Here is a 20,973-nt window from a genome sequence, read left to right on the forward strand (position 1 = left end):
ATAATTCCCTCCTCATCTCAGCTTATCCGCAAGCTCGCTCAGTTTCCTAAGCCGATGATTAACTCCTGACTTACCTACAGGCGGATCAAGATACTTGCCCAATTCAAGAAGCGTCGCATCAGGGTGTTCAAGCCTGACCTCTGCCATCTCCCGCAAGCTCTCCTGCAAGCGATTAAAACCATAAAAGTCTCTGATATATGTAATGTCCTCTATTTGCTTAGTCGCGGCATTAACAGTCTTTGTTATATTGGCGACTTCACAATTGACTCTCCTGTTGATGGAATTTCTCATCTCTTTTACAATCCTGAGATTCTCCAGATTCATAAGACTGATCGGAGCTTCCATTATATTCAGAAGATCAACAATACCGGAGCCTTCCTTCACATATAAAACAAAATATTTCTTTCGTCTGACTATCCTTGCCTCAATATCAAAGCTCTCTATTATCTCCTGCAACCTAAGTGCCTGATTCTCATAGTCACAGACAAATTCCAAATGATATCCCTTGTTTGGATCGCTTATGGAACCGATGCACAAGAAAGAATCGCGAATAAAGGCTCTCTTACAACATGATTTTCCTGTGATAAGCGGGCTCACCCCTTCCCCGAAAGGTCTGAGGTTCCCATCACCGTCAATCACCCTGATTGCCTTAAGACACGATTCAAGAAGTTCCCCTTCTCCCAGTACAGGCCTGTAAACACGCCCATTTACCTTGATATCGGGGGATTCTTCCAAAAAGCTAGTTCCTATATTAAATGCTTTTTTTATTAATGTAAAGAACTTTCTAATTACAGCCTCATTATCCGGCTGCAAATAAAGCATTATCGGCTTACCGTTTTTCAGCTCAATATAGCCCGTGCTGTTAACAATGGCTGCTATCTCCGCAAGCCTGCAATGCCTCGACGCACCTATGCGTTTTGCAAGTTCTTCTTTTACGTCGGATGAAAAAGACATATCTCACCTTGCCTGCTTCACATCTCTGTGTAAGAGCTTGATTCCAAACTTACCGTCTCCGGCTTTCAACCTGTTATACAGTTCGTTGGCGATTGTTACACTTCTGTGCTGGCCACCGGTACATCCGATAGCAACAACAAGCTGATACTTACCTTCTTTGATATATCCGGGAATCAGGAATTCAAGCATATCCGTCAGCTTATCCAGGAACTGCCCACATTCCGGAAAACTTTTTACATAGTCCTGAACCGGCTTGTCATTTCCCGTCTGATGTTTGAGATCATCTATATAAAAAGGGTTCGGCAGGAACCTAACATCAAACACAAGGTCTGCGTCCGACGGAATTCCATATTTAAAACCAAATGAAAGCACCGTCACCATAAGAGAATTGTACTCTTCGTTTCTTACAAAGATACGGTCAAGTTCTTCGCGGAGTTCTCTTGTGAGGAGCTTGGAAGAATCGATCACATAATCCGCTCTCTTTTTTACCTCCGTAAGAACCGCTCTCTCTTTGGCAATTCCGTCCTCTATACGATTTCCGATATCATTGACATTCATCGGATGAACACGTCTTGTCTCTTTATATCTCTTTATAAGAACTTCATCGCTTGCGTCCATATAAAGAACTTCAATGGGAAGTCCTCTTTCTTTCAGAGTGTCGATGATTCCCGCAACCTCTTCAAACTTCTGGCCCGCTCTTGCGTCAATTCCAAGTACGACTTTGCTGATCCCATTATCCGGCACTGCGACAAGCTCAGCAAACTTCTCTATCAGAAATACAGGAAGATTGTCTACGCAATAAAAACCTGCATCCTCAAGCATATGTATAGCGGTCGATTTACCACCGCCGCTCATTCCCGTAACAACTACGAATCTCATGGTTTAAACCTCTCAAAATTTTCCAAGCATAATAACTTCGGGCTCCAGCATCACTCCATAGGACTCGTATACCTTCTTCCTTACGTCATCAATTACTTTGTATATATCGGCCGAAGTTGCAGAATCTTTATTTATCACAAATCCGCAATGTTTCTCCGATACACATGCACCGCCCACGGTATAGCCCCTAAGTCCGGCATCCTGGATAAGTTTACCCGCAAAATTTCCTTCAGGTCTCTTAAATGTCGATCCGGCACTGGGATACTCAAGCGGCTGTTTGTCACGTCTTCTCTGTGCAAGATCGGACATCTTTTCTATAATTGCTTCCTTCTGTCCCTTAGTAAGTTCAATAAGCACGGACAGAACGATATATTTTTTTCCTTTAATAAAACTGGTCCTGTAACCAAATTCCATGTCGTCGCATGAAAGCGTCACAAGCTCACCTTCAGGTGATATGGCCTTGACTTCCTTTACGACCTGTTTCATCTCGCCGTCATAGGCGCCTGCGTTCATGACCATCGCGCCGCCGATAGTTCCGGGAATTCCCGCAGCGAACTCAAAGCCTGCAAGTTCCCTGTCTCTTGCAAAAGAAGCTATGGCTGAATTAAGCGCGCCGGCCTCTGCCCTGATACTCGTGTCACTTTCTGCCGATACATCCGTAAAGTTCTTAAGTGAAACGACAGCTCCGTCATATCCGTCATCTGATACAAGAAGATTGCTTCCGTTTCCGAGAATAAAATACTCTTCATTAGATTCTCTGAGCTGCTCCACAACTTTCAATAACTGCTCAGTGTCTTTCGGGCTTATAAATAAGCTCGCAGGCCCACCTGTTCTAAACGTAGTGTGCCTGCTCATGTTTTCATTTAATATGATATTTTCTTCTGAGACAATTTCTCTCAGAGCATTTACTAAATCGTTATTCAAAAAAATCTCCTTTTAATACAGAAGCATTCTTGCTGCGCCGAAGACTCCCGCATCATTTCCAAGCTTTGCAAGTGCAAACTGTGCTGTGCTGCAACCGGAAAATACATACTTTTTAAATGAAGGCATCAAGAGGTCAAAGAGCATTTCTCCCGCTTTTGAAACTCCGCCGCCGATAACTATTATCTCAGGATTTACAACCGTAGCAACACTCGCGATTCCTTTTCCGAGGTAATAACCGTACTTCTCAGCGCATTTAACGGCAACCTTGTCACCTTTCTTGGCTGCGTCGAATACGTCCTTGCACTCGAAATCTTTGCCGCGAAGAACGCTGTCTTCTGTTGTCTCGGCAAGAATTCTCTTAGACACTCTCACTGCTCCGGTAGCACTTGCATACTGCTCAAAGCAACCGTGATTGCCGCATCCGCATGCTTCAGGCTCATCATCAACAAGATGGATGTGTCCGATCTCTCCGCCTGAACCTGTTGCTCCTGTTAAGATCTTGCCTTCGTTTATGATTCCGCCGCCTACACCTGTTCCGAGTGTAACAAGGAGCATGTTCTGATGTCCCTGTCCGCCGCCTCTCCACTGCTCACCGAGAGCTGCAACGTTGGCGTCGTTTCCTGCTTTTACCTTAAATCCCGTGAGTGATTCGAGCTCTTTTACCACATTGAGCTTGGACCATCCAAGATTTACGGCCTGAAGACACATGCCATCTGCATCTACAGCACCGGGAACACCAAGTCCGATCCCGATTATATCGTCGGATGCAAGATTTTTCTCAGCAATCTTAGCCTTAACAGACTCTGCAACATCACTTAAAATGCTGCTTCCGTTGTTCTCTTTTCTGGTAGGTATCTCCCAAAGCTCAACTTTCTCGCCTTCCTCTGTAAGAAGTCCGATCTTAGCAGTTGTTCCTCCGATATCTACGCCAAATACATATTTTCCCATTACCTCTAATAGTCTCCTTTTGTATTATTCCTCTTCAATTATTCCTCGTCGTCATCATCGTCGTCCGAACGTCTTCTTGCAAGTGAATTCTGAACCCTGTTGTAGAGCTCCTGCGCAGCATTGTAGCCCATCTGTTTCTGTCTGTGGTTAACTGCTGCCGACTCGCAGATTACCGCAAGATTTCGGCCCGGTCTTATTGGAATCCTGTGACAAACTATCTTGTTTCCAAGGTACTCAGTGTACTCTTCCTCAAGTCCGAATCTGTCGTACTCTCTGTCCTTGTCCCACTCTTCAAGCTTGATAACAAGGTCGATAGTCTGTGTCTCTCTTACGCTGGATACACCGTAAAGCGTTTTAACGTCTATGATTCCGACACCTCTCATCTCAATAAAATGCCTTGTAATATCAGGCGATGTTCCTATGAGAGTCTCCTCACTTACACGCCTAAGCTCAACCGCGTCATCCGATACAAGACGATGTCCTCTTTTAATAAGCTCGATCGCTGTCTCGGATTTACCGATTCCGCTCTCACCCGTTATCAAAACGCCTACGCCGTAAACATCGACAAGTACGCCGTGGATTGAAATGCAAGGAGCAAGTTTAACATTAAGCCACCTGATGATCTCCGCCATGAAAACAGAGGTGGACTTCTTGGTCATAAGGACCGGCACTTTCTCCTCAACCGCAATTTTCAAAAAGATAGGATCGGGAGCCAGGTCCCTGCAGAAAACAACTCCCGGTATATCAAAGGAAAGCAGTTCTCTGTACATCTTCTCTTTTTCCTTATCAGAAAAAGATTCCATGTATGTATATTCTACGAAACCTATAACCTGAAGTCTGGTTGCCTCGAAGTGTTCATAATACCCTGCAAGCTGCAACGCCGGCCTGTTAATATCAGGCTGAATAATGCGGATCTTCTTGATATCAAGCTCCGGTGTCAGGTTTGTGAGCTTCATTTTATCAATAATAGTTTTAAGACTTACGCTTGCCATCAATGCCTCCCCAACATAAGTATTTTCAGTTAATTACTAGGAAAAATGATACCATAGATGGGGGAAATTTTAAAGCGAAGGAAAATGTCCATAATCAGCTGCTAAACATACTTCTATATCAATTCCAGCTGATTATCTCGTAATATCACGTGTATAACCAGCTGGAATTCAATAAACATCTTTTTTATTGACAATTACACATTTTTTCCCCGAGAATGCTATTCCAAGTATTATTATATCCTTAATTCCTTCCTCGTACATTTCTGTAGCATAGCCATTTTCCTCTATTTGGCAAAGCGCTTCCTCTGACAACTGATTAAGTGCCTTATCGCTTAGATCCTTTCCCCATTTTAATTCCATGATTATACCCGGATATTTATCCGTTCTCGGAATCATACAAATATCATATCTTCCGTCACCTGATTCTCTGTTTGATCTTATATTGTACTGATCATCCATCAAAGCAACAAGTCCAAGCACCATACCATGATAAAAGCCCTCTGCTCCAGCATCATAAAAGCTAATACTTTTCTTCATATACTCGCCTATGCCCTCTTGCAGCTTCTTTAAATCCATAGAATACAAGCTCTCTGCAATCTTATTGGCTGTTGCTCTACCAATAGCACCAATCTGCATTAGATGCGTCATAACCTCGCTCTTATATACCGCTGATATCTCCCGATTCGGTATCGCCACTTCACAAAGCCACGTTCCATCCCCTTGAAGCTTCTTACCAAATACTTTCAAATAACCCGCAACCAACAGCAGACTATAGATATTTGCAGGATCTTCCGTAAGCGACCTGTATACCACGCTCTGATCAATCTTCGCGATTACTTTTTCTCCCATAAGTAGCAAATTAAGCTTCTCAATTACCTCCTCTGTAGCAGTTCTTAATACATCATCCAGTATTTCATTTTTCCCAGTATTAACCCAATATGCCTGAGGTAAGCAGCCTTTGGAAATGTAGTTTATAACTGACCAAGGATTATATATCTCCATACTTCCAAAAAGATATCCATCATACCAATCTCTTAATTCTTTTTCCTTGTCTGAAACGCCATAGTATTCAAGCATATCCTTAACTTCAGATTCAGTAAAACCAAAAAATTCGTCATACTCATCATCCATTACAGAATTAACCATAAGATTGTTTAAACCACTGAATATACTTTCCTGCGATATTCTTAAAATTCCTGTCAGGAAACCATATGACAAATTCCTGTTATCTTTAAACGCTCCGGAAAAGAAATTCCTCATAAATCCAATAATTTCATCATAAAACTCTTTGGAATATCCTTCCTGTATAGGAGTATCATATTCATCAATAATAATAATGGGCGCCTTATCGTAATGCTCAGAAAGCATTTTTGAAAGTTTCAAAAGAGCAGATGACAGCTCCACTTCGCTTGCCTGTCCGTTCAATACCTTCTCATAATAATCTTTCTCATATTTTTCAAGCTTATTGCTGTTTTTTAGCTCGGAATGTCTACCAAATTCATCTTGAAGAAGCTCTGCAATTTTAGAAAAAGTCGCATCCCATGAATCAAACTTTACATCCTTAAACGTCAAAAAAATCACCGGATATTTCCCCTGATGCGCTCTATATTCAGGTCCACACCTCCATATCGCTTTATCTGCAAAAAATCTACTTGTATCCTCAGAAGATATCTCAAAGAAAACGCGGAGCATATCCATATTTAACGTCTTGCCAAAACGCCTTGGGCGTGTAAATAAAGAAACTAATGCCTTACAATCCAAAAACTCCTTAATAAGCAACGTCTTATCAACATAATAGTAGTCAGATTGCGCCCTAATATAATCAGATATACCTATCGGAAGCGGCTTTTTCTCCTTTGCAGATTCACTTTTAACATATCTGCCGCTAACAATACGATTATCTGTAGGCCTTTGAGCATTATCGGGTATTTGCCACTGTTTGCTGACTTTTTCAGCCCCAGGAATCTTTCCATCTTTGCAAAATTCGGTCACCCTTCGCTCTGATATGCCCCATATTAATGCCATTTCTTTGCATGATTTCATCATATTACCCTTCGTTCACTAATCATCGATTATATTTATATTATAAGCAAAGTTCGGAAGGAAATCAAAATATAATTGATTTCCTTCCGAACTTTATAATTTAAAACCATTTAATCTAAATCATTTTTGGTAAAACTAAATCTCAGCACCTAACATCCAATAGTTCCATAACTCCGTTAAGCACAAGCTCCACGGAATCAGCAGGCACGAAGACGCAGTCTCCCTTATATATATTTATGTATTCTTTCCTTCCGTCTTCCGTGCAATAACTGATATTTCCGCATCCGTCATAGCATAAGAGAACCCTGAACGAAAGCTCATCGGAGCTGTATGTAACCTTCTGCCTTCTCTCGGTATTTATCAGCATCCTGTATACTTCAAAATACTTACATCTGCTAAGAAGCTCATTCGCAACACCCGGGCTATACTTAAGCACCCTCATTGCCTGCCTAGGTTCACCTATGTTCTTTAAATTCGAAACTTCAAGTGCCTTATCCACATGAAGCTCTCGCTTTTTACCTGTCTTATCCACACGGTCGTAATCGTACAGCCTGTAAGTGAGATTACTGTTTTCCTGTATCTCGGCAATAAGCGCCCCCGCGCCTATGGCATGTATCGTTCCCGCTTCGATAAAGAAAACATCATTCTTTTTAATCGGAACATTACGGAGATACTTTTCAAGTTCTCCCTTTTCTATAGCTTCCCTGATAGCAGCTTTACTACAATCATGTTTAAGTCCGTAAACCAGCTTGGAACCTGCACTAGCATCAAGAACATACCACATCTCTGTCTTACCAAGCTGACCATTCTCAAACTCCCTTGCATAATCATCACTTGGATGAACCTGCACAGACAGATTCGACTTCGCATCAATGAACTTTATAAGTATGGGAAGCTCTCCAAGTTCCTCACAATGCTTTCCAAGAAATTCGGGACGCTCTTTTAAAACATCAATAAGGAGTTTTCCGTCAAACTCCCCTCCCGAAACAACGCTCGGTCCGTCAGGATGCGTACTGCATTCCCATGTCTCCGCCAAGGGATCCATATCTATATTTTTACCAAAATCATCGTTAAGCCTCTGGCCGCCCCAGAGATAATCCTTCGCGGCAGGCTTTAACATAAAAGGAAAATTCTTCAATGTGTCATCTCTCATCTTTTTGTTTTGACATCATATTATATACAGTTGGACTTTTGACATCTAAATCATATTTATTCAAGGTTATATTTTTGTTTATCCTCTACAGTAATATCTTTTCCAAGCTGTACCTCAATGAGCTTAAGCTCAGTCTCTGCAAAAACCGTATGTCTGCATCCTGCACTCATGGTAATAACGTCTCCGGCCTTGATATTCTGCTCCATTCCGTCAACCACAGTTCTGCCCTTACCGGAGAGAACAACCCATACTTCATCTCTGTTCTTATGGCTGTGATAGTTCATGGAATGACCTGGATTAAGAACAACTTTTATTGTCATCGACTCAGATTCAACATCCATTACCTGATACTTTCCCCATGACTTCTCGGCAAACATAATCTGCTGATTAAATTCCTCAACATAGGGTTTGATGTAACTTGACTGTTCCTTGTCGGAAACAAGTATTCCGTCGGGAGATGCTGATACCACAACATCCTTAAGTCCCATGCAAAGTATAGGAACATCAAGATCGTTTAATACATGCACATTCTCACACTTATCGTTAAGAACAGCATTTCCGACAATATTCTCATGCATAGCCTCTGTCAGAGTATTCCAGCTTCCAAGATCCTTCCAGCTTCCCGCATACTTCATCATTCCTATGCTATTCTCTTTTTCAACAACCGCATAGTCAAAGCTAATCTTATTACTGTTATCATATCTGTCAAAAAAGTCCTGATAATCCTTAAAATCAATAAGCTCATGCGCCTTGTTAAGCACATATCCAAGTTTAAATGCAAAAACACCGCCGTTCCAAAGAGCACCTTTTTCAATATACTCCTTAGCCGTAGCAGCATCGGGCTTTTCCTTAAATTCAAGAACCTCGCTGACATCAGCGGCTTCCTTCGGAATAATATATCCGTACTTCTCACTTGGATATGTCGGCTCTATTCCCATGAGATTAAGGTTGTAATCTCCCTTTGCCGCCATATCTGACAAATCTGAAAGAGCCTTAAAATATGTATCATCGACATAAGGATCTACAGGGCACACTACAACAGGCTCATCGTCACCAACGCCCTTCACATCATGAAGGAAACTGCACGCGAGCGCGATTGCAGGAAAAGTATCTCTTCTGCAAGGCTCAATTGAAAGATCCACCGCCTCACCCAGCTGATTGTTAATAGCTGACGCCTGACTCTTAGATGTAGCTATGGTGACATTGGCATCACCGTCAACTTCCCTGATTCCTCTATACATACGCTGAAGCATAGATTCATATTCGCCATCTTCAGTCTTAAATATTCTGATAAACTGCTTACTTCTGATGTCGTTGGACAAAGGCCAAAGACGCTTTCCGGATCCACCTGATAATAAAATTATGTTCATGATTTAAACCTCTTTTTTCAAAATAATACGTGTATTTCTGTATCATACCACTTTTCCACTATCCGGGAAAATGCTTCTCTCATTCTAATCCGTAAACATAGATATTATAAGGAGAACCATGCCCACTGTACTCACCGACCTGAAAAAGACCTACTTCAAGCGCATTGGATATATCAATTCGTGAAAAGAGATATTTGCACCCAAGTTTCTTAAGTTCCCCCGCATCAATATAAATATTGTTATCGGTAACGCCATACATACTCTTTGTTGCCATTACTATCGTCGCATCGGTCCCGGAATAGAGATAACACCTCGCTCCCCACTCATCAAAATAGGCTGCCGAAGCCGGATTTTTGGAAAGTGCCGGCGCAATTACTTTTCTAAATTCTTCTTTATAGCTCTGAGGATAAAAGCCCAGATATCCGTCAAGCGTTGCAATCCCGTTATATTCAAGAATGGCGGGATGCATTCCGTAAGCAACGCTCCATTCACCTTCTTTGTAACCAATCTCTTTTTTCACATCCGAAAAAAGTTCCTCAGAATAAAACTCTCTGTAATTGAGGTCGTCGAGCTTATTCCCCATGACATTTTCTTTTACTATATGATAGAGCGTGCCCCTAAGATCATTGTATCTTGTCGGTGTAATGATGACGAACACCACCGCCGTCGCAATGACCGCATATGACAAAACGCCCTTAAAAATTTCTTTCTTGCGCATTCTGTATGCAATAATAAACAGCATTGCGCACCAGATAAACGGGCTGAAAAAGACCGTTCTGTTAAACTGAAATCCTTTTAAAGGCGGAACCACTGTCGCAAAAACATCGTCAACTTCTCTGATAAAATAAATACCGTAAACAACCGCGTTAAACACAAGGATCAACGCACAGAGATTATATGCATCCGTAAAAACTCCCCTGAAATTCTTTTTGTAAACATATCTTCCGTTCAAAAAGATCAGATACAAAAGACACACAGGCATCACGAAATACTTGTGACAATCCTCCGCATGCATCATGCCGTTTACAAATACATCTCCCACAAGCGCAGGCACTTCAGATACCTGCACATAGCTTTGAACCATCGTATCCCTTATAGTAGTAACATCGGAAAAAAGCATCATTCCAAATAATCTGTATTCGAAGACCACGAATCCCACTGAAAGCGCCACAAGCCCCGCGATAAGCCCGAAGCTCAGCCTTTTGTCCCGAATCCACATCCAAATTATTGCTATGAAAAGATATCCCAGAATAAAGAAACCAAAGTATGAAAAGTACGAAACAAAAGGATAGCAGAAAATAAGCACAACATACCCTGCCATCTTCCGAACCCTCTTAGGATCGTCACTTTTCTCCGTCAAGTATATTCTTCTGAGAAGATAGACTATAAGCGGGATTGATGCAAAAGAAATCCCAAACGCCGGAAAAAGATTTAAGACTCCGTACAGAAATCCCGCGCCCACGGCCAGATTTAGTTCCGGCGCATATTCTTCTTTCAGACAAAATCTTGCACGCTCAAAGAATGAATCTATTTTTTCACCAGAAAGAATCGTGCAATCAACAAATAACAGCACGCAGGAAAAGACAGCAATGCCAAGCTTTAATACATATCCCACTATATAAGCCGTAAAAGGTGAAAAGATCATATACAGAACTGTATACAAAGAAGCTTCACCCGGAAGCACATCTCTTGACACTCCGCCAAGAAACGGTGCGCTGACTCCGTGCGAAAAAAAAGTGCCGGTGTTTCTCAGCATCGCAAACTGAGCGATAAAGAGGTCCATGTTGTCATGAACCCCTATATAGCTGTTCTCACCAATGGCACAATAAAATACTGAAATAATCAGAATAAACAAAAGAACTGCAAATATAACAAAACGCCTTTTCAAGAGTTTCATTTTGTCAAATTCCCCTCAACGCCGACGATCATTTAATGTTGTCATCCTCGTTATTCTTATTGCCGATCTTCATTCTCTCATGACCGCCGAGCTTGTTTGCAGCGTCCTGGTCACCTCTTAAAATCGCATTGACAATCTGCATACGGAAGCCCGCATCAATAAAGTCACAGTGCTTACAGAACGGATAGTTCTGTCTTCCCTCTGCAATCTTCTTTCTTACTGCCTGGAACTGAGGACTTCCCCATGCTTCCTTAAGACTCATCTTGGTAAGATCGCCAAAATCGGTAGTCTCAAAGTTATCGCAGCAGCAAAGTCCCATCTTGCCGTTTGGCATGATCCACATATCTGTGAAAGGAAGAAGACAAGTCTCCTTAATAACCTTCTCGGTTGCCTTCTTATTGGGCGCACTTCCCGCTCTGTTTGTAAGAACTTCCTGAAGATATCTCATCTGAATCTGGATATCAAGGTCCTTAAACTCATCGGGATGAGCCTTTACATAATCATAGAGTTCCTGAATATTCTTATGAAGCTTCATCTCCATCGAATAGTTGTTGATGATAAGCTGATTGATATATGGTGCAACCTCTTTTACCTTATCGATAGTAAGGATAAGTCCGTTGGTAGACATGAAAATAAAGCTGTCCGGAAGTTTCTCCCTCGCGTACTTGTGCCTCTCAACAATCTTGGTATCCAAAAGGGGCTCATTATTTCCGTAAAGTGTAAGATGTCCCTTATATCCCCAGTCTGCAAGCTGATCGATGATATTCTTATAAACATCGTCGTCAATCTTTGCAAGAGGTCTGCACTCCGCATGAACATTGGCTGTGCAAAACGCACATGTGGAATTACATCTGTTGATAGTCTCGATATTTACAACATTGGGCATCGGAACTTCCTTGGAATTAAGGAAGTAATCACAATAAGCCTTCTGAGACTTACTTCTTGTAAAAAACTGTAATTTAAGGTATGCGTTACTTGCAAGCATCGGAAAATGCTTTCTCGCAAACCAGCCAAATTTTCCCATAAAACTGTTTACTCTTATAGGCATTAAAAAATCTCCTTACCACTCAGCCGATCACTCAGCTTTTTTCTGATACAAATAGTATGTAGCGGTCTGATTCGGATCCCATGGATCGATAAAGTCTTCCTGCAGAACAAGATCATAATCATCTACACCCTCCGCAGGTTTATTGACAGATATCACAAAATCAACAATCTTTTCATGAGTGAACCTTTTTTGTTCCTCAAGAACCTTCTGCATATGCTCTTCATTCACGGTCTGCGTCTGGAAGTAATAGCATACGGGCAATGTATCCGTCACCGTGTAGAGTCCCGCATCAAAACCGTTCTCATTTATGATCTTCGGATTCTCTATTCCGCTTGAAAGCACACGATCACGGAAATGATAGAGCCAAAGGTCATTTTTCGCAATTTTCATATACGAAACATTTGGTGAGATATTATACGCAGTAATTCCCGCTACAAGCAGCATCAATACCATAACCGCACTTGTAAGCCCGGTAAGTTCGTCTTTGAAGCCGTCGCGATTTAGCTTAAGATACAACCCTTCAAGTAAATATCCTATCGCGGTAACCCCAAACACCGTAAATCCATTTATTGGAAACGGGTAATATGTTATGCTGACTCCCCCGATGAAAATGATCAGCGTAAGGAATCCCAAAAGCATGGCTATGTTGACATATTCCGCAACTTTGACCGGAATTACAACTATATCTCTTTTTATAAGCTTGTATTTGTCTTCCGGAATAAAAGAAAATACAAGAGCCACAGTAAAGTATAACGCACCGATAAAAATAGTCAAATACACTAATTTATTATCGTAAATATGATCGGTCATCTTATCGTAGATAACGGCCATTCTCTCGGCAAAAGACAGTTTTTTCGAATACCCGAAAACATTTTCGTAGATGTACACACGTCCCCAGTCGAAGATTGCATTATTCATTCCGAAATATACAAGTCCCGGTATAAATGTGATCGCCATTCCGCCAAGAAATACAACGCAGCTGACAAAAGCTTTTTTTACAGCCTTAGCCCCTATGATATCCGCAAAGAATACCATCGCCATCCATGCAAAGAAAAATCCCAGTGAATTGAACTTGATATGAAAAACGCATCCCGCAAGAATTCCGCCAACAAGAACTCTTTTGTATCTCATGGGTTCCGGATAGTTCTCTTTAAAGTGCCTTATCGAAATATACATTCCCCACATAATAAACGGGAAAAGAAACTCCTCAGCACTTCCGCCCCAGTAAAAGCATCTTGATGTATATACGATCATTCCCACAACCGGCGTTAGGATGTATGGCATGGAAACAGATCTTAAGTACACCTGCATGATCCTAAATGCCGCTTTGAGAGCCATTGTACATGCCAATATCTCAATTATGTACACACCCAGAAACGTTGTTCTAGAGATAAGAGAAGCCAACATATATATGCTGTACTGAAAGATTCCCTTCTGATCGAAAAGATCCCTGTACGGCACCATACCGCTCAGCATACTTTTTCCGACTGTAAAATAACTGTTCGAATCATCCCATATATTAAAAGCATACAGGAAAGAAGATCTTGAGCATATTGTCATTATCACGGCACCCGTTATAAGGCACCAGACAAATGAAAGCAGCCCGTCCCTCCTCTCATCCGGAGTATCATATTTTTTTGAGTTTATGTTCATGAATAAGTCCAAGTAGCACCTTTAATCCGCACGCAGCAAAAGGAAGCTGATAAATGTAATATCTCATTGCATAGCGTGAGGACCCTTCCCAAAATTCGTGGAAAACCATTCCACCAAAGATTAACAGTAACATCAGCATCTCGTAATCCGAAACATGCCTTTTCCTCAGAACTTCTATAAGATATACAACTACACCCAAATAACAGAGCGTCATAAAAACATTCATAATCCAAGCTAAAACAGTACTTCCAAATCCAAATACAATACTATTTCCCAGCGCCGATATTTCATGATGTCTGCTCACATAATCAAGATTTTGCGTTGAAATGCAAACAGGATCGGCCCACTGGGTTATATATTTCCTTGTAAAAAATCTTGCGGCATAAAAAGGATGATGTGCAAAAAGATCAATCCTCTCTTTGATATTTGCGATAGCCGCTTTCTTCGTAAGTTCCGTATCGTAATTATTTTCTCCAAAAACGGCATAATTATAACCGTTATACCACCCGGGTTCCAGGCCTCCGTCTTCCTGAAGTCCCATTGCTATATGTGCCACGGAAGGATTACCTTTGGGTATTTCCTCAAGTCCCGTAACCTTCGTGTAGTGATTGTTTATATACGCCTTTTGGCCGAACACAAAAATCAGCATACATATTGCTATGATCACTCTGTTTTTTAGCTTCACTTTGACATCATCGTCTTTGGATCCGATACCATTAATAAACAGTATCATTATAAGCGCAATTACAGTAATTTCACAATTGGTTTTCAACATGACACCGATAGCAATGGCCAAGCCCGATCCAAGCCCGTATCTCTGCTCTCCGGTCTTCATGTACCTGATCATCAGATACAGCGCCAACGTCTGCGGTCCCATGCTGAGAATATCGCCGTAAATATAAGTCACATAATTGTAAAAAAACAATGCTCCCATAGATAAAAGCGACATAATGCCGCATATTTCCGCATCTTCAAAACACTCCATGCATATTTTATCCAGAAAATACATTGTAAAAAGAATCGATATCAGCTGCGCAATATCCCACGCAAGATAATTTCCGGAGCCAAAAATCTTAGTCATAAACTCGCCGAAAAAGACATATCCCAGCTGGAAAGGCCAGATATAAAGATAGCCGCCTTTTTCCGTAAGCTGCGAATAATCACCTCTTACAAAGCTGTTTATATGTTCATCCAACGTATCTGAGTCATTGACCGGCATCGGCTTTATTGAAAAGATCAGCGTCAGGCAATACAAAACGCAGAACACAAGCCCTATTACCACAAGCTTTTTGTTCTTTGCAAAAATCTCTTTTTTCTTGAGAATGTAAAAGATAAACAGACTAAGCCCGACAGATATAACAAGAAGCGGGATATTTTCCATTTTAAAGTACAGCTTATCATTCTCCTGATGCATCTTGTAATAAATTGTTGTAAAAAAACTGCACCCAAGGATCAGCACCGCACCGAGAAGAAGACATGCGCAAATTGCCATATTAAAGGCTTTTTTAAGCTTCACTTTTCTCATTACCTCCGTTCAAAAGGCCAATGATATCAGCGGTAACAAACAAATATGAAGCGACATAAAATACCGAAATGAAAGCAATATCAATTATTTCCGCCCCAAACAGTGTAATTCCGTAAACTATCAACGAGCATATATTTGCAACTATCATAAAAGGCATTATCTTCTTTCTCACCATCATCGCAAAAGGAGTAAGAAGGATAAGCATCGCATAATCATATCTCTCATGCATTCCCGGAAGAAGGATCACGCAAGTCCAGGATGTCCATATCGCAAGGTAAAGAACAAGATTTCTGTCTATCTTTTCCCTGAATCTGTAACAAAAAAACGCGATAACAACAAGTACAGCAGCAAGTACCATTACAGCCGCCGTCGAAAGAAGCTTGTAATGATCGTCGAACCCCCAGTTATAAATATTGGGGCAATAAGATACCATTCCGTATCCTTCCGAATCAAGCTCCCCCGTCTGTTCCAGATAAGCGAAATAAGTTGCTCTTAGTCCGTGCTTTGCAAGAACTTCCGGAAGTCCGGCAACAAGATAGACAAACGGAATCCACAGAAACTCAAGAATACTGAAAGACGTCTTTTTAGAAAGCTCTTTTCCCTCATTCTCAGCACCGTTAAATCCGCCTGTAATGTAAATTATCAGGTAAAGAGGAAGGAAAAGTATCGCCTGAAGCTTAAACGCAAAAGCAACGGAATACCAGATCATTGAGCCCCTGTATTGCTGCTTTAAAAGCTTGTACATCGCGATCATCAAAAAGCATGTATATACCGCATCAACCTGCTTCCAAAGTGCTCCGTCAAAAATCACGAACGGAAGGTACAGCGTCATAACACCGATAAAAACAGAGCAGCGCTTTTTTTCCGTAAGAAGATAAAAAATCTTGTAGATAAAAAACGCTGATATAAATTCACATATTGCAGGAACAATGCTGAGCGGCACCCATGCTTCGCAAGGAAAAAGCGAAGACAGTGCATAGATCACGTTAAACGGAACATAGTAATCCCCGGGAGCGTTTGAAAGTCCCTTGATGATTCCGTTTTGTCTGTAAAACTCAACCCATTCTTTATAATAAAAATTATAATCCGGAGAAAGCTCTGTATTGGGCGCCAGTTTGAACCTTATGAATACAGAAATAAGAATAAGTAATCCGATAGCTATCTCGAATAAATACTTATCTATAAGGTTTCTTATGAGTTTGTCCAATGCAAGTTCTTTCTTCATGTATATTATTCTCCGTCATTTAAAAGAATTTACGCAGGCGATAACTCTGTCCTGCTCATCTCTTGTAAGTCCCGTATACATCGGAAGCGATATTACTTCCGAAGCAAAGCGCTCAGTGATCGGAAGACTTCCCGCGGGCACACCCAGATATTCATACGCCTGTGCCATGTGAGGCGGGATCGGATAATGGATCAAAGTCATGATGCCATTATCTTCAAGATATTGTCTTAATCTGTCGCGCTCCGAAGATGCTTCCTTACCGTTTTCTCCGGCACCTTCCGTCGGAACTCTAAGTACAAACTGATGCCATACACAGGTTGCATTATCGGCAACAGACGGCTTTATCACCTTCTTATTATCAATTCCTACTGTGTAGTAGTTCGCAAGTTCTTCTCTTTCTTTTGTTATCTCGTCCATGTGAGTAAGCTTAACCCTAAGAAGTCCAGCCTGAAGTTCATCAAGCCTTGAATTTGCACCGACCACCATATTGTAGTAGCGCTTCTCACTTCCGTAGTTTCTGTATATTTTAACAAGTCTTGCAAGCTCCGGATCGTCAGTGGTTATAGCGCCTGCATCTCCGTAAGCCCCCATGTTTTTGGACGGGTAAAAAGAAAAGCATCCGATGTCACCAAAAGATCCCGTCATCTTGCCGTTATATTTTGCTCCGTGAGACTGTGCACAGTCTTCAACAAGCTTTAAGTTGTGTTTCTTGCAGATAGCACAGATCTTGTCCATGTTTGCGGCATGACCGTAGAGATGGACAACGAGGATTGCCTTAGTCTTGTCCGTTATCTTCTCTTCAATCTTATCTGCATCTATCTGATAGTATTCATCAGGCTCAACAAATACAGGTGTCGCGTCATTTATGGTTATTCCCATTACGCTTGCGATGTAGGTGTTGCCTTGAACAATGACTTCATCGCCCTTGCCGATTCCAAGTACTCTAAAGGCAAGCCAGAGAGCATCAAGTCCGTTTGCAACTCCTACCGAATGCTTCGTTCCTACATAAGAAGCAAACTCTTCCTCGAATTTCTCGACTTCTTTTCCAAGGATGTACCATCCCGAGCGAAGAACCTCGAGAGCCTTCTCCTCATATTCTTTCTGATATCTGAAATATCCGCGGTCCATACGGCCCTGCATGATTTTTTCCATACTTTGATGGTGCCTTTCCGTTACTGAGTTCAAATATTGAAACCATATATATGTAAATGTTTCCTCGTTGTGATTTCCATAGATTCATATCAGAAAAAAAGTCTCATTTCATGGTCATTCAAAGCATTCGACTTTTTTTCTGATATTTCATCTTGGAAATCATCAACTCGTGCAAATATTTACATATATATGGTTTCAACATATTCACTTAGTAACTACATTCCATTTGTTCTTAATTTTTTCATGCGCAAAAATCACTTCTCACCCTTATCGTCTTGTGAGCGGTGTACTTCGTCGATGATGAACGGAGGGCGTTTACGTGATTCCTCAAGTGTACGCCAGATGTATTCACCAAGCATTGAGAGCATGATAAAAATAAGTCCGAATCCGAAAAGGACAACGCTCATAAGAGATGCGTATCCAAGTATCGGGGTTCCTGTTGTAAGCTTTTCTTTTATGGTAAGTATGATACCTATCAGCGATAACAACGCAAATACAAAACCTACCGTCGCCATGCATCTGATTGGGAAATATGAGAAGCTCATCATTGAATCCACAACGAGCTTGATTTTCTTTCCGAGGGTCCAGCGGGATTTGCCGACTTCTCTGTCTTTTCTATGGAAATAAATTTTCTCTGTCTTAAAGCCTACCCACATAACCTGAAGTGTAAGAGATGAATTTTTTTCATCCATCATCTCAAGCACCTTGATTACCTGTCTGTCTACAAGATAGCAGTCGCATCCGCCCTGAGGCATGTCTTTGTTGATAGTCTTTCTTACAAGCCAATAATAGCAGCCTGCAAAAAACTTCTTAACGGCGTTCTCATCTCTTGAGCCTCTGATAGCCAGAACTACCTTATTGCCGCGTTTCCAGCTCTCGTACATCTCAAGGATAAGCGTTGAATCTTCCTGAAGATCGGCCTGCTTGGTAACGGCGCAGTCACCTGTACAAACGGAAAGTCCCGCAAGAAGCGCCGCATGCTCCCCAAAGTTTCTTGAAAGCTTTGTAGCTATGACATTTTTATCCATAGCGGCAATCTTGTTGATGATTTCCCAGGAATTGTCTCCCGATCCGTCATCAACAAAAACTATCTCATATTCCTCAAGCTTACCGAGAACTTTTTCTTTGAGATCGTCATATAAAAGCTCCAGTGTATCCGAGTTGTAATAAACCGGAATAACAATAGAAAGTTTACTCATAATATCTTTTACCCATTAATTTCTTTTATAAATTCATCATAGTCGCGAATGTACTCGCTCTCGATGTAATGTTCGCTTGCAAGGCAAAGAAGAACCGAATCGGGTGAAAAATCATACATTTCCTTCCACACCATTGGTCCCAGATAAAGCCCCATTCTGGGCTTATCGAGAGCCACAACTTCTCTCTTCTTGCCGTCATCGATAAGAACCTTACTGCTTCCGCTTACGTTTATAAGCACAAACCTGGTATATCTGTTGGCGTGATTGCCTCTCTTGATATCCCTCTCAGATCCGTATATATAGAAAACCCTTCTGATATCAAAAGGAATGTCAAAGCCCGACCCTTCGGCAACTACAAGGTTTCCCTTCTCATCTCCGAACTCTTTAAATTCAAGAACTTTATAGTTCTCGTCAAAGTCACTTCTCATTTTTTACCTTTCTATCTTCTCAATTACAATTTCGTCTTTGTCGTAATACCCCAGTGTAAAACTATATGCCCAATCTACAGGACCATCCCCTATATCGAAATGATACAGTATCTCAGGTTTATATTGATGTTCTTTAAAAACAACTTTCTTTATCGAAGAATCATGCAACACTTTAAGTCTTTCTTTGTTCTCAGCCTTATATCCCGCAGCTGTCCCGGATACAAGATCATATAGGCATGATGTCACCGAATAATAATGATAATCAGGCTTAATACAAAGAACCGATCCGAATACAAAAAGAAGCAGCAATGTCATAACAACAGACACTGAAGCTCCGGAAAAATCATCCTCAGAACCTTTTGACTTCAGGCCGTAATTTTCCTCAAGATACTGCCTTATCCAGATTGTAACATAAAAAATATTTAGAGCCGCAAGTATTACAAATTCCATCCACGGAAGCGCACGCACTCTTCCGGATCCCATATCACCCGTTCCAAAATACACCGGTGTCATATTAGCCGATATCATTGCATAAGCAAAAACCGTAAATACAAAAGGATGCCTGAATCTGTATTTGATGTTTTTTCCCATCTTCCAAAATATGGGAACCAATAAGAGCAGGAACACCAATGTTTCCCACCTCATCATTTTATTAATAATAACATCAAACGTTGAATATAGCGATATGAGCACTGCCTTCACCGGCGGATATCCATTGGTACTTTCCTTTCTCACGTAATTACCGGGCGCGATCAAAAGTATTACAAAACCGACAAGATTACATATTGCAGGAATATACAGCTGCCTAAAGCTCTTACTCATTCTGTCATCTGCATCATATAATTTTATAACATTCTTTTTTTCCAAAAAAATTATTATCAAAAGAAGCACGGAACATATCGCAAGCTCGAGAGCAGTCATGAAATTTGCTCCCCCCATGCAAACACCCCAAATGCACGCCCATATAAACATGCGCTTTCTCTTCCCGGCATCTTCATCATATACGCATCCGATCAGAAGCCCTAACCAGAAAAATGCCATTCCGAAAGTAAACGTGTAATTTATTGCACCACTGTACCAGTAAAAAGCCTCGACTCTGGTTTCAGTATCGCCAATGAACTGAGTGCACATAATAAGCGTTATCATCGCCGCCGTATTAGCAAGATATTTATCTGCCTTAAATACTTTTACAAAAAGAGCATCGAAAAAAAAGCACACTCCGAATGTCAGCATTCCCAGAACCAAAAAAGTTCCGATAAAATAAAACTGTTCACCATATGCCGCAGGAGCAAGTGTTGTCAATAAAATTGAGAAAAAATACCCTTCATCAACCTGATATACATAACCGGCCTTCTCAACGGCTTTTATTATGGACAAAAATACATTTCCCGTTTCTACAAAGCAACGATGCGGCCAATTCGGCATAGAAAAATCATCTGCACTGGGAAAGTTATAGAACGCCATAATCAGCATGGGAACCACACACAAAATATACGCAACCGTAAAAAAGATGCTTAACTTTTTTGCGGATATCTCTTTTTTCCAAACAGGAAGTTTGTATTCAAACATCTACGTTATACTCC

Annotated in this window: 17 protein-coding genes; all 17 read right to left on the minus strand. The window is 41.2% G+C overall.

Annotated features, from left to right (window positions below; genetic code table 11):
* Nucleotides 1-12: 12 nt before the first annotated feature.
* Nucleotides 13-954 carry a DNA-binding protein WhiA gene (whiA, locus tag G628_RS0114280; protein WP_026656177.1) on the minus strand — a complete coding sequence of 314 codons (942 nt, stop codon included), beginning with the start codon at nt 952-954 and terminating at the stop codon, nt 13-15.
* Nucleotides 955-957: 3 nt separating this feature from the next.
* Nucleotides 958-1,833: an RNase adapter RapZ gene (gene rapZ, locus G628_RS0114285; protein ID WP_026656178.1), complete on the minus strand. Its 876-nt coding sequence runs from the start codon at nt 1,831-1,833 to the stop codon at nt 958-960.
* Between the two features lie 12 nt (nt 1,834-1,845).
* The gene (gene murB, locus G628_RS0114290) at nt 1,846-2,757 is read right to left on the minus strand and encodes a UDP-N-acetylmuramate dehydrogenase (RefSeq protein ID WP_027209407.1); all 912 of its coding nucleotides are present in this window, start codon (nt 2,755-2,757) and stop codon (nt 1,846-1,848) included.
* 12 nt (nt 2,758-2,769) lie between these two features.
* Nucleotides 2,770-3,705, minus strand: coding sequence for an ROK family glucokinase (locus G628_RS0114295; protein ID WP_027209408.1), 936 nt, complete (start codon nt 3,703-3,705; stop codon nt 2,770-2,772).
* Between the two features lie 38 nt (nt 3,706-3,743).
* The gene (hprK, locus tag G628_RS0114300; protein ID WP_026656181.1) at nt 3,744-4,697 is read right to left on the minus strand and encodes an HPr(Ser) kinase/phosphatase; all 954 of its coding nucleotides are present in this window, start codon (nt 4,695-4,697) and stop codon (nt 3,744-3,746) included.
* A 168-nt stretch (nt 4,698-4,865) separates the two neighbouring features.
* The gene (locus G628_RS0114305) at nt 4,866-6,722 is read right to left on the minus strand and encodes an AAA family ATPase (protein WP_330365520.1); all 1,857 of its coding nucleotides are present in this window, start codon (nt 6,720-6,722) and stop codon (nt 4,866-4,868) included.
* 160 nt (nt 6,723-6,882) lie between these two features.
* Nucleotides 6,883-7,860 carry a mannose-6-phosphate isomerase, class I gene (gene manA / locus G628_RS0114310; protein ID WP_034501032.1) on the minus strand — a complete coding sequence of 326 codons (978 nt, stop codon included), beginning with the start codon at nt 7,858-7,860 and terminating at the stop codon, nt 6,883-6,885.
* An 89-nt stretch (nt 7,861-7,949) separates the two neighbouring features.
* Complete coding sequence (locus tag G628_RS0114315; RefSeq protein ID WP_027209411.1) at nt 7,950-9,263, minus strand: sugar phosphate nucleotidyltransferase; 1,314 nt, start codon at nt 9,261-9,263, stop codon at nt 7,950-7,952.
* A gap of 79 nt (nt 9,264-9,342) precedes the next feature.
* Nucleotides 9,343-11,160 carry a DUF6044 family protein gene (locus G628_RS0114320; RefSeq protein ID WP_027209412.1) on the minus strand — a complete coding sequence of 606 codons (1,818 nt, stop codon included), beginning with the start codon at nt 11,158-11,160 and terminating at the stop codon, nt 9,343-9,345.
* A 28-nt stretch (nt 11,161-11,188) separates the two neighbouring features.
* Complete coding sequence (locus G628_RS0114325; protein ID WP_026655815.1) at nt 11,189-12,208, minus strand: radical SAM/SPASM domain-containing protein; 1,020 nt, start codon at nt 12,206-12,208, stop codon at nt 11,189-11,191.
* A gap of 27 nt (nt 12,209-12,235) precedes the next feature.
* Nucleotides 12,236-13,861: a hypothetical protein gene (locus G628_RS0114330; RefSeq protein ID WP_027209413.1), complete on the minus strand. Its 1,626-nt coding sequence runs from the start codon at nt 13,859-13,861 to the stop codon at nt 12,236-12,238.
* On the minus strand, nt 13,836-15,386 hold the full coding sequence (locus G628_RS0114335; RefSeq protein WP_027209414.1) for a glycosyltransferase family 39 protein: 1,551 nt from the start codon (nt 15,384-15,386) through the stop codon (nt 13,836-13,838). The genes G628_RS0114330 and G628_RS0114335 overlap by 26 nt, the downstream gene beginning before the upstream one ends.
* Nucleotides 15,367-16,611, minus strand: coding sequence for a hypothetical protein (locus G628_RS0114340; protein WP_027209415.1), 1,245 nt, complete (start codon nt 16,609-16,611; stop codon nt 15,367-15,369). The genes G628_RS0114335 and G628_RS0114340 overlap by 20 nt, the downstream gene beginning before the upstream one ends.
* A 15-nt stretch (nt 16,612-16,626) precedes the next feature.
* Nucleotides 16,627-17,763 (minus strand): DegT/DnrJ/EryC1/StrS family aminotransferase, encoded by a 1,137-nt coding sequence (locus tag G628_RS0114345; RefSeq protein ID WP_027209416.1) that lies wholly within the window; start codon nt 17,761-17,763, stop codon nt 16,627-16,629.
* A gap of 254 nt (nt 17,764-18,017) precedes the next feature.
* Nucleotides 18,018-18,962 (minus strand): glycosyltransferase family 2 protein, encoded by a 945-nt coding sequence (locus G628_RS0114350; protein ID WP_027209417.1) that lies wholly within the window; start codon nt 18,960-18,962, stop codon nt 18,018-18,020.
* Between the two features lie 8 nt (nt 18,963-18,970).
* The gene (locus tag G628_RS0114355; RefSeq protein ID WP_026655823.1) at nt 18,971-19,390 is read right to left on the minus strand and encodes a sugar 3,4-ketoisomerase; all 420 of its coding nucleotides are present in this window, start codon (nt 19,388-19,390) and stop codon (nt 18,971-18,973) included.
* Between the two features lie 3 nt (nt 19,391-19,393).
* Nucleotides 19,394-20,959 carry a DUF6056 family protein gene (locus G628_RS0114360; RefSeq protein ID WP_027209418.1) on the minus strand — a complete coding sequence of 522 codons (1,566 nt, stop codon included), beginning with the start codon at nt 20,957-20,959 and terminating at the stop codon, nt 19,394-19,396.
* Nucleotides 20,960-20,973: the final 14 nt, after the last annotated feature.

Source organism: Butyrivibrio hungatei NK4A153, from assembly GCF_000424465.1.
Taxonomy (GTDB): Bacteria; Bacillota; Clostridia; order Lachnospirales; family Lachnospiraceae; genus Butyrivibrio; species Butyrivibrio hungatei_A.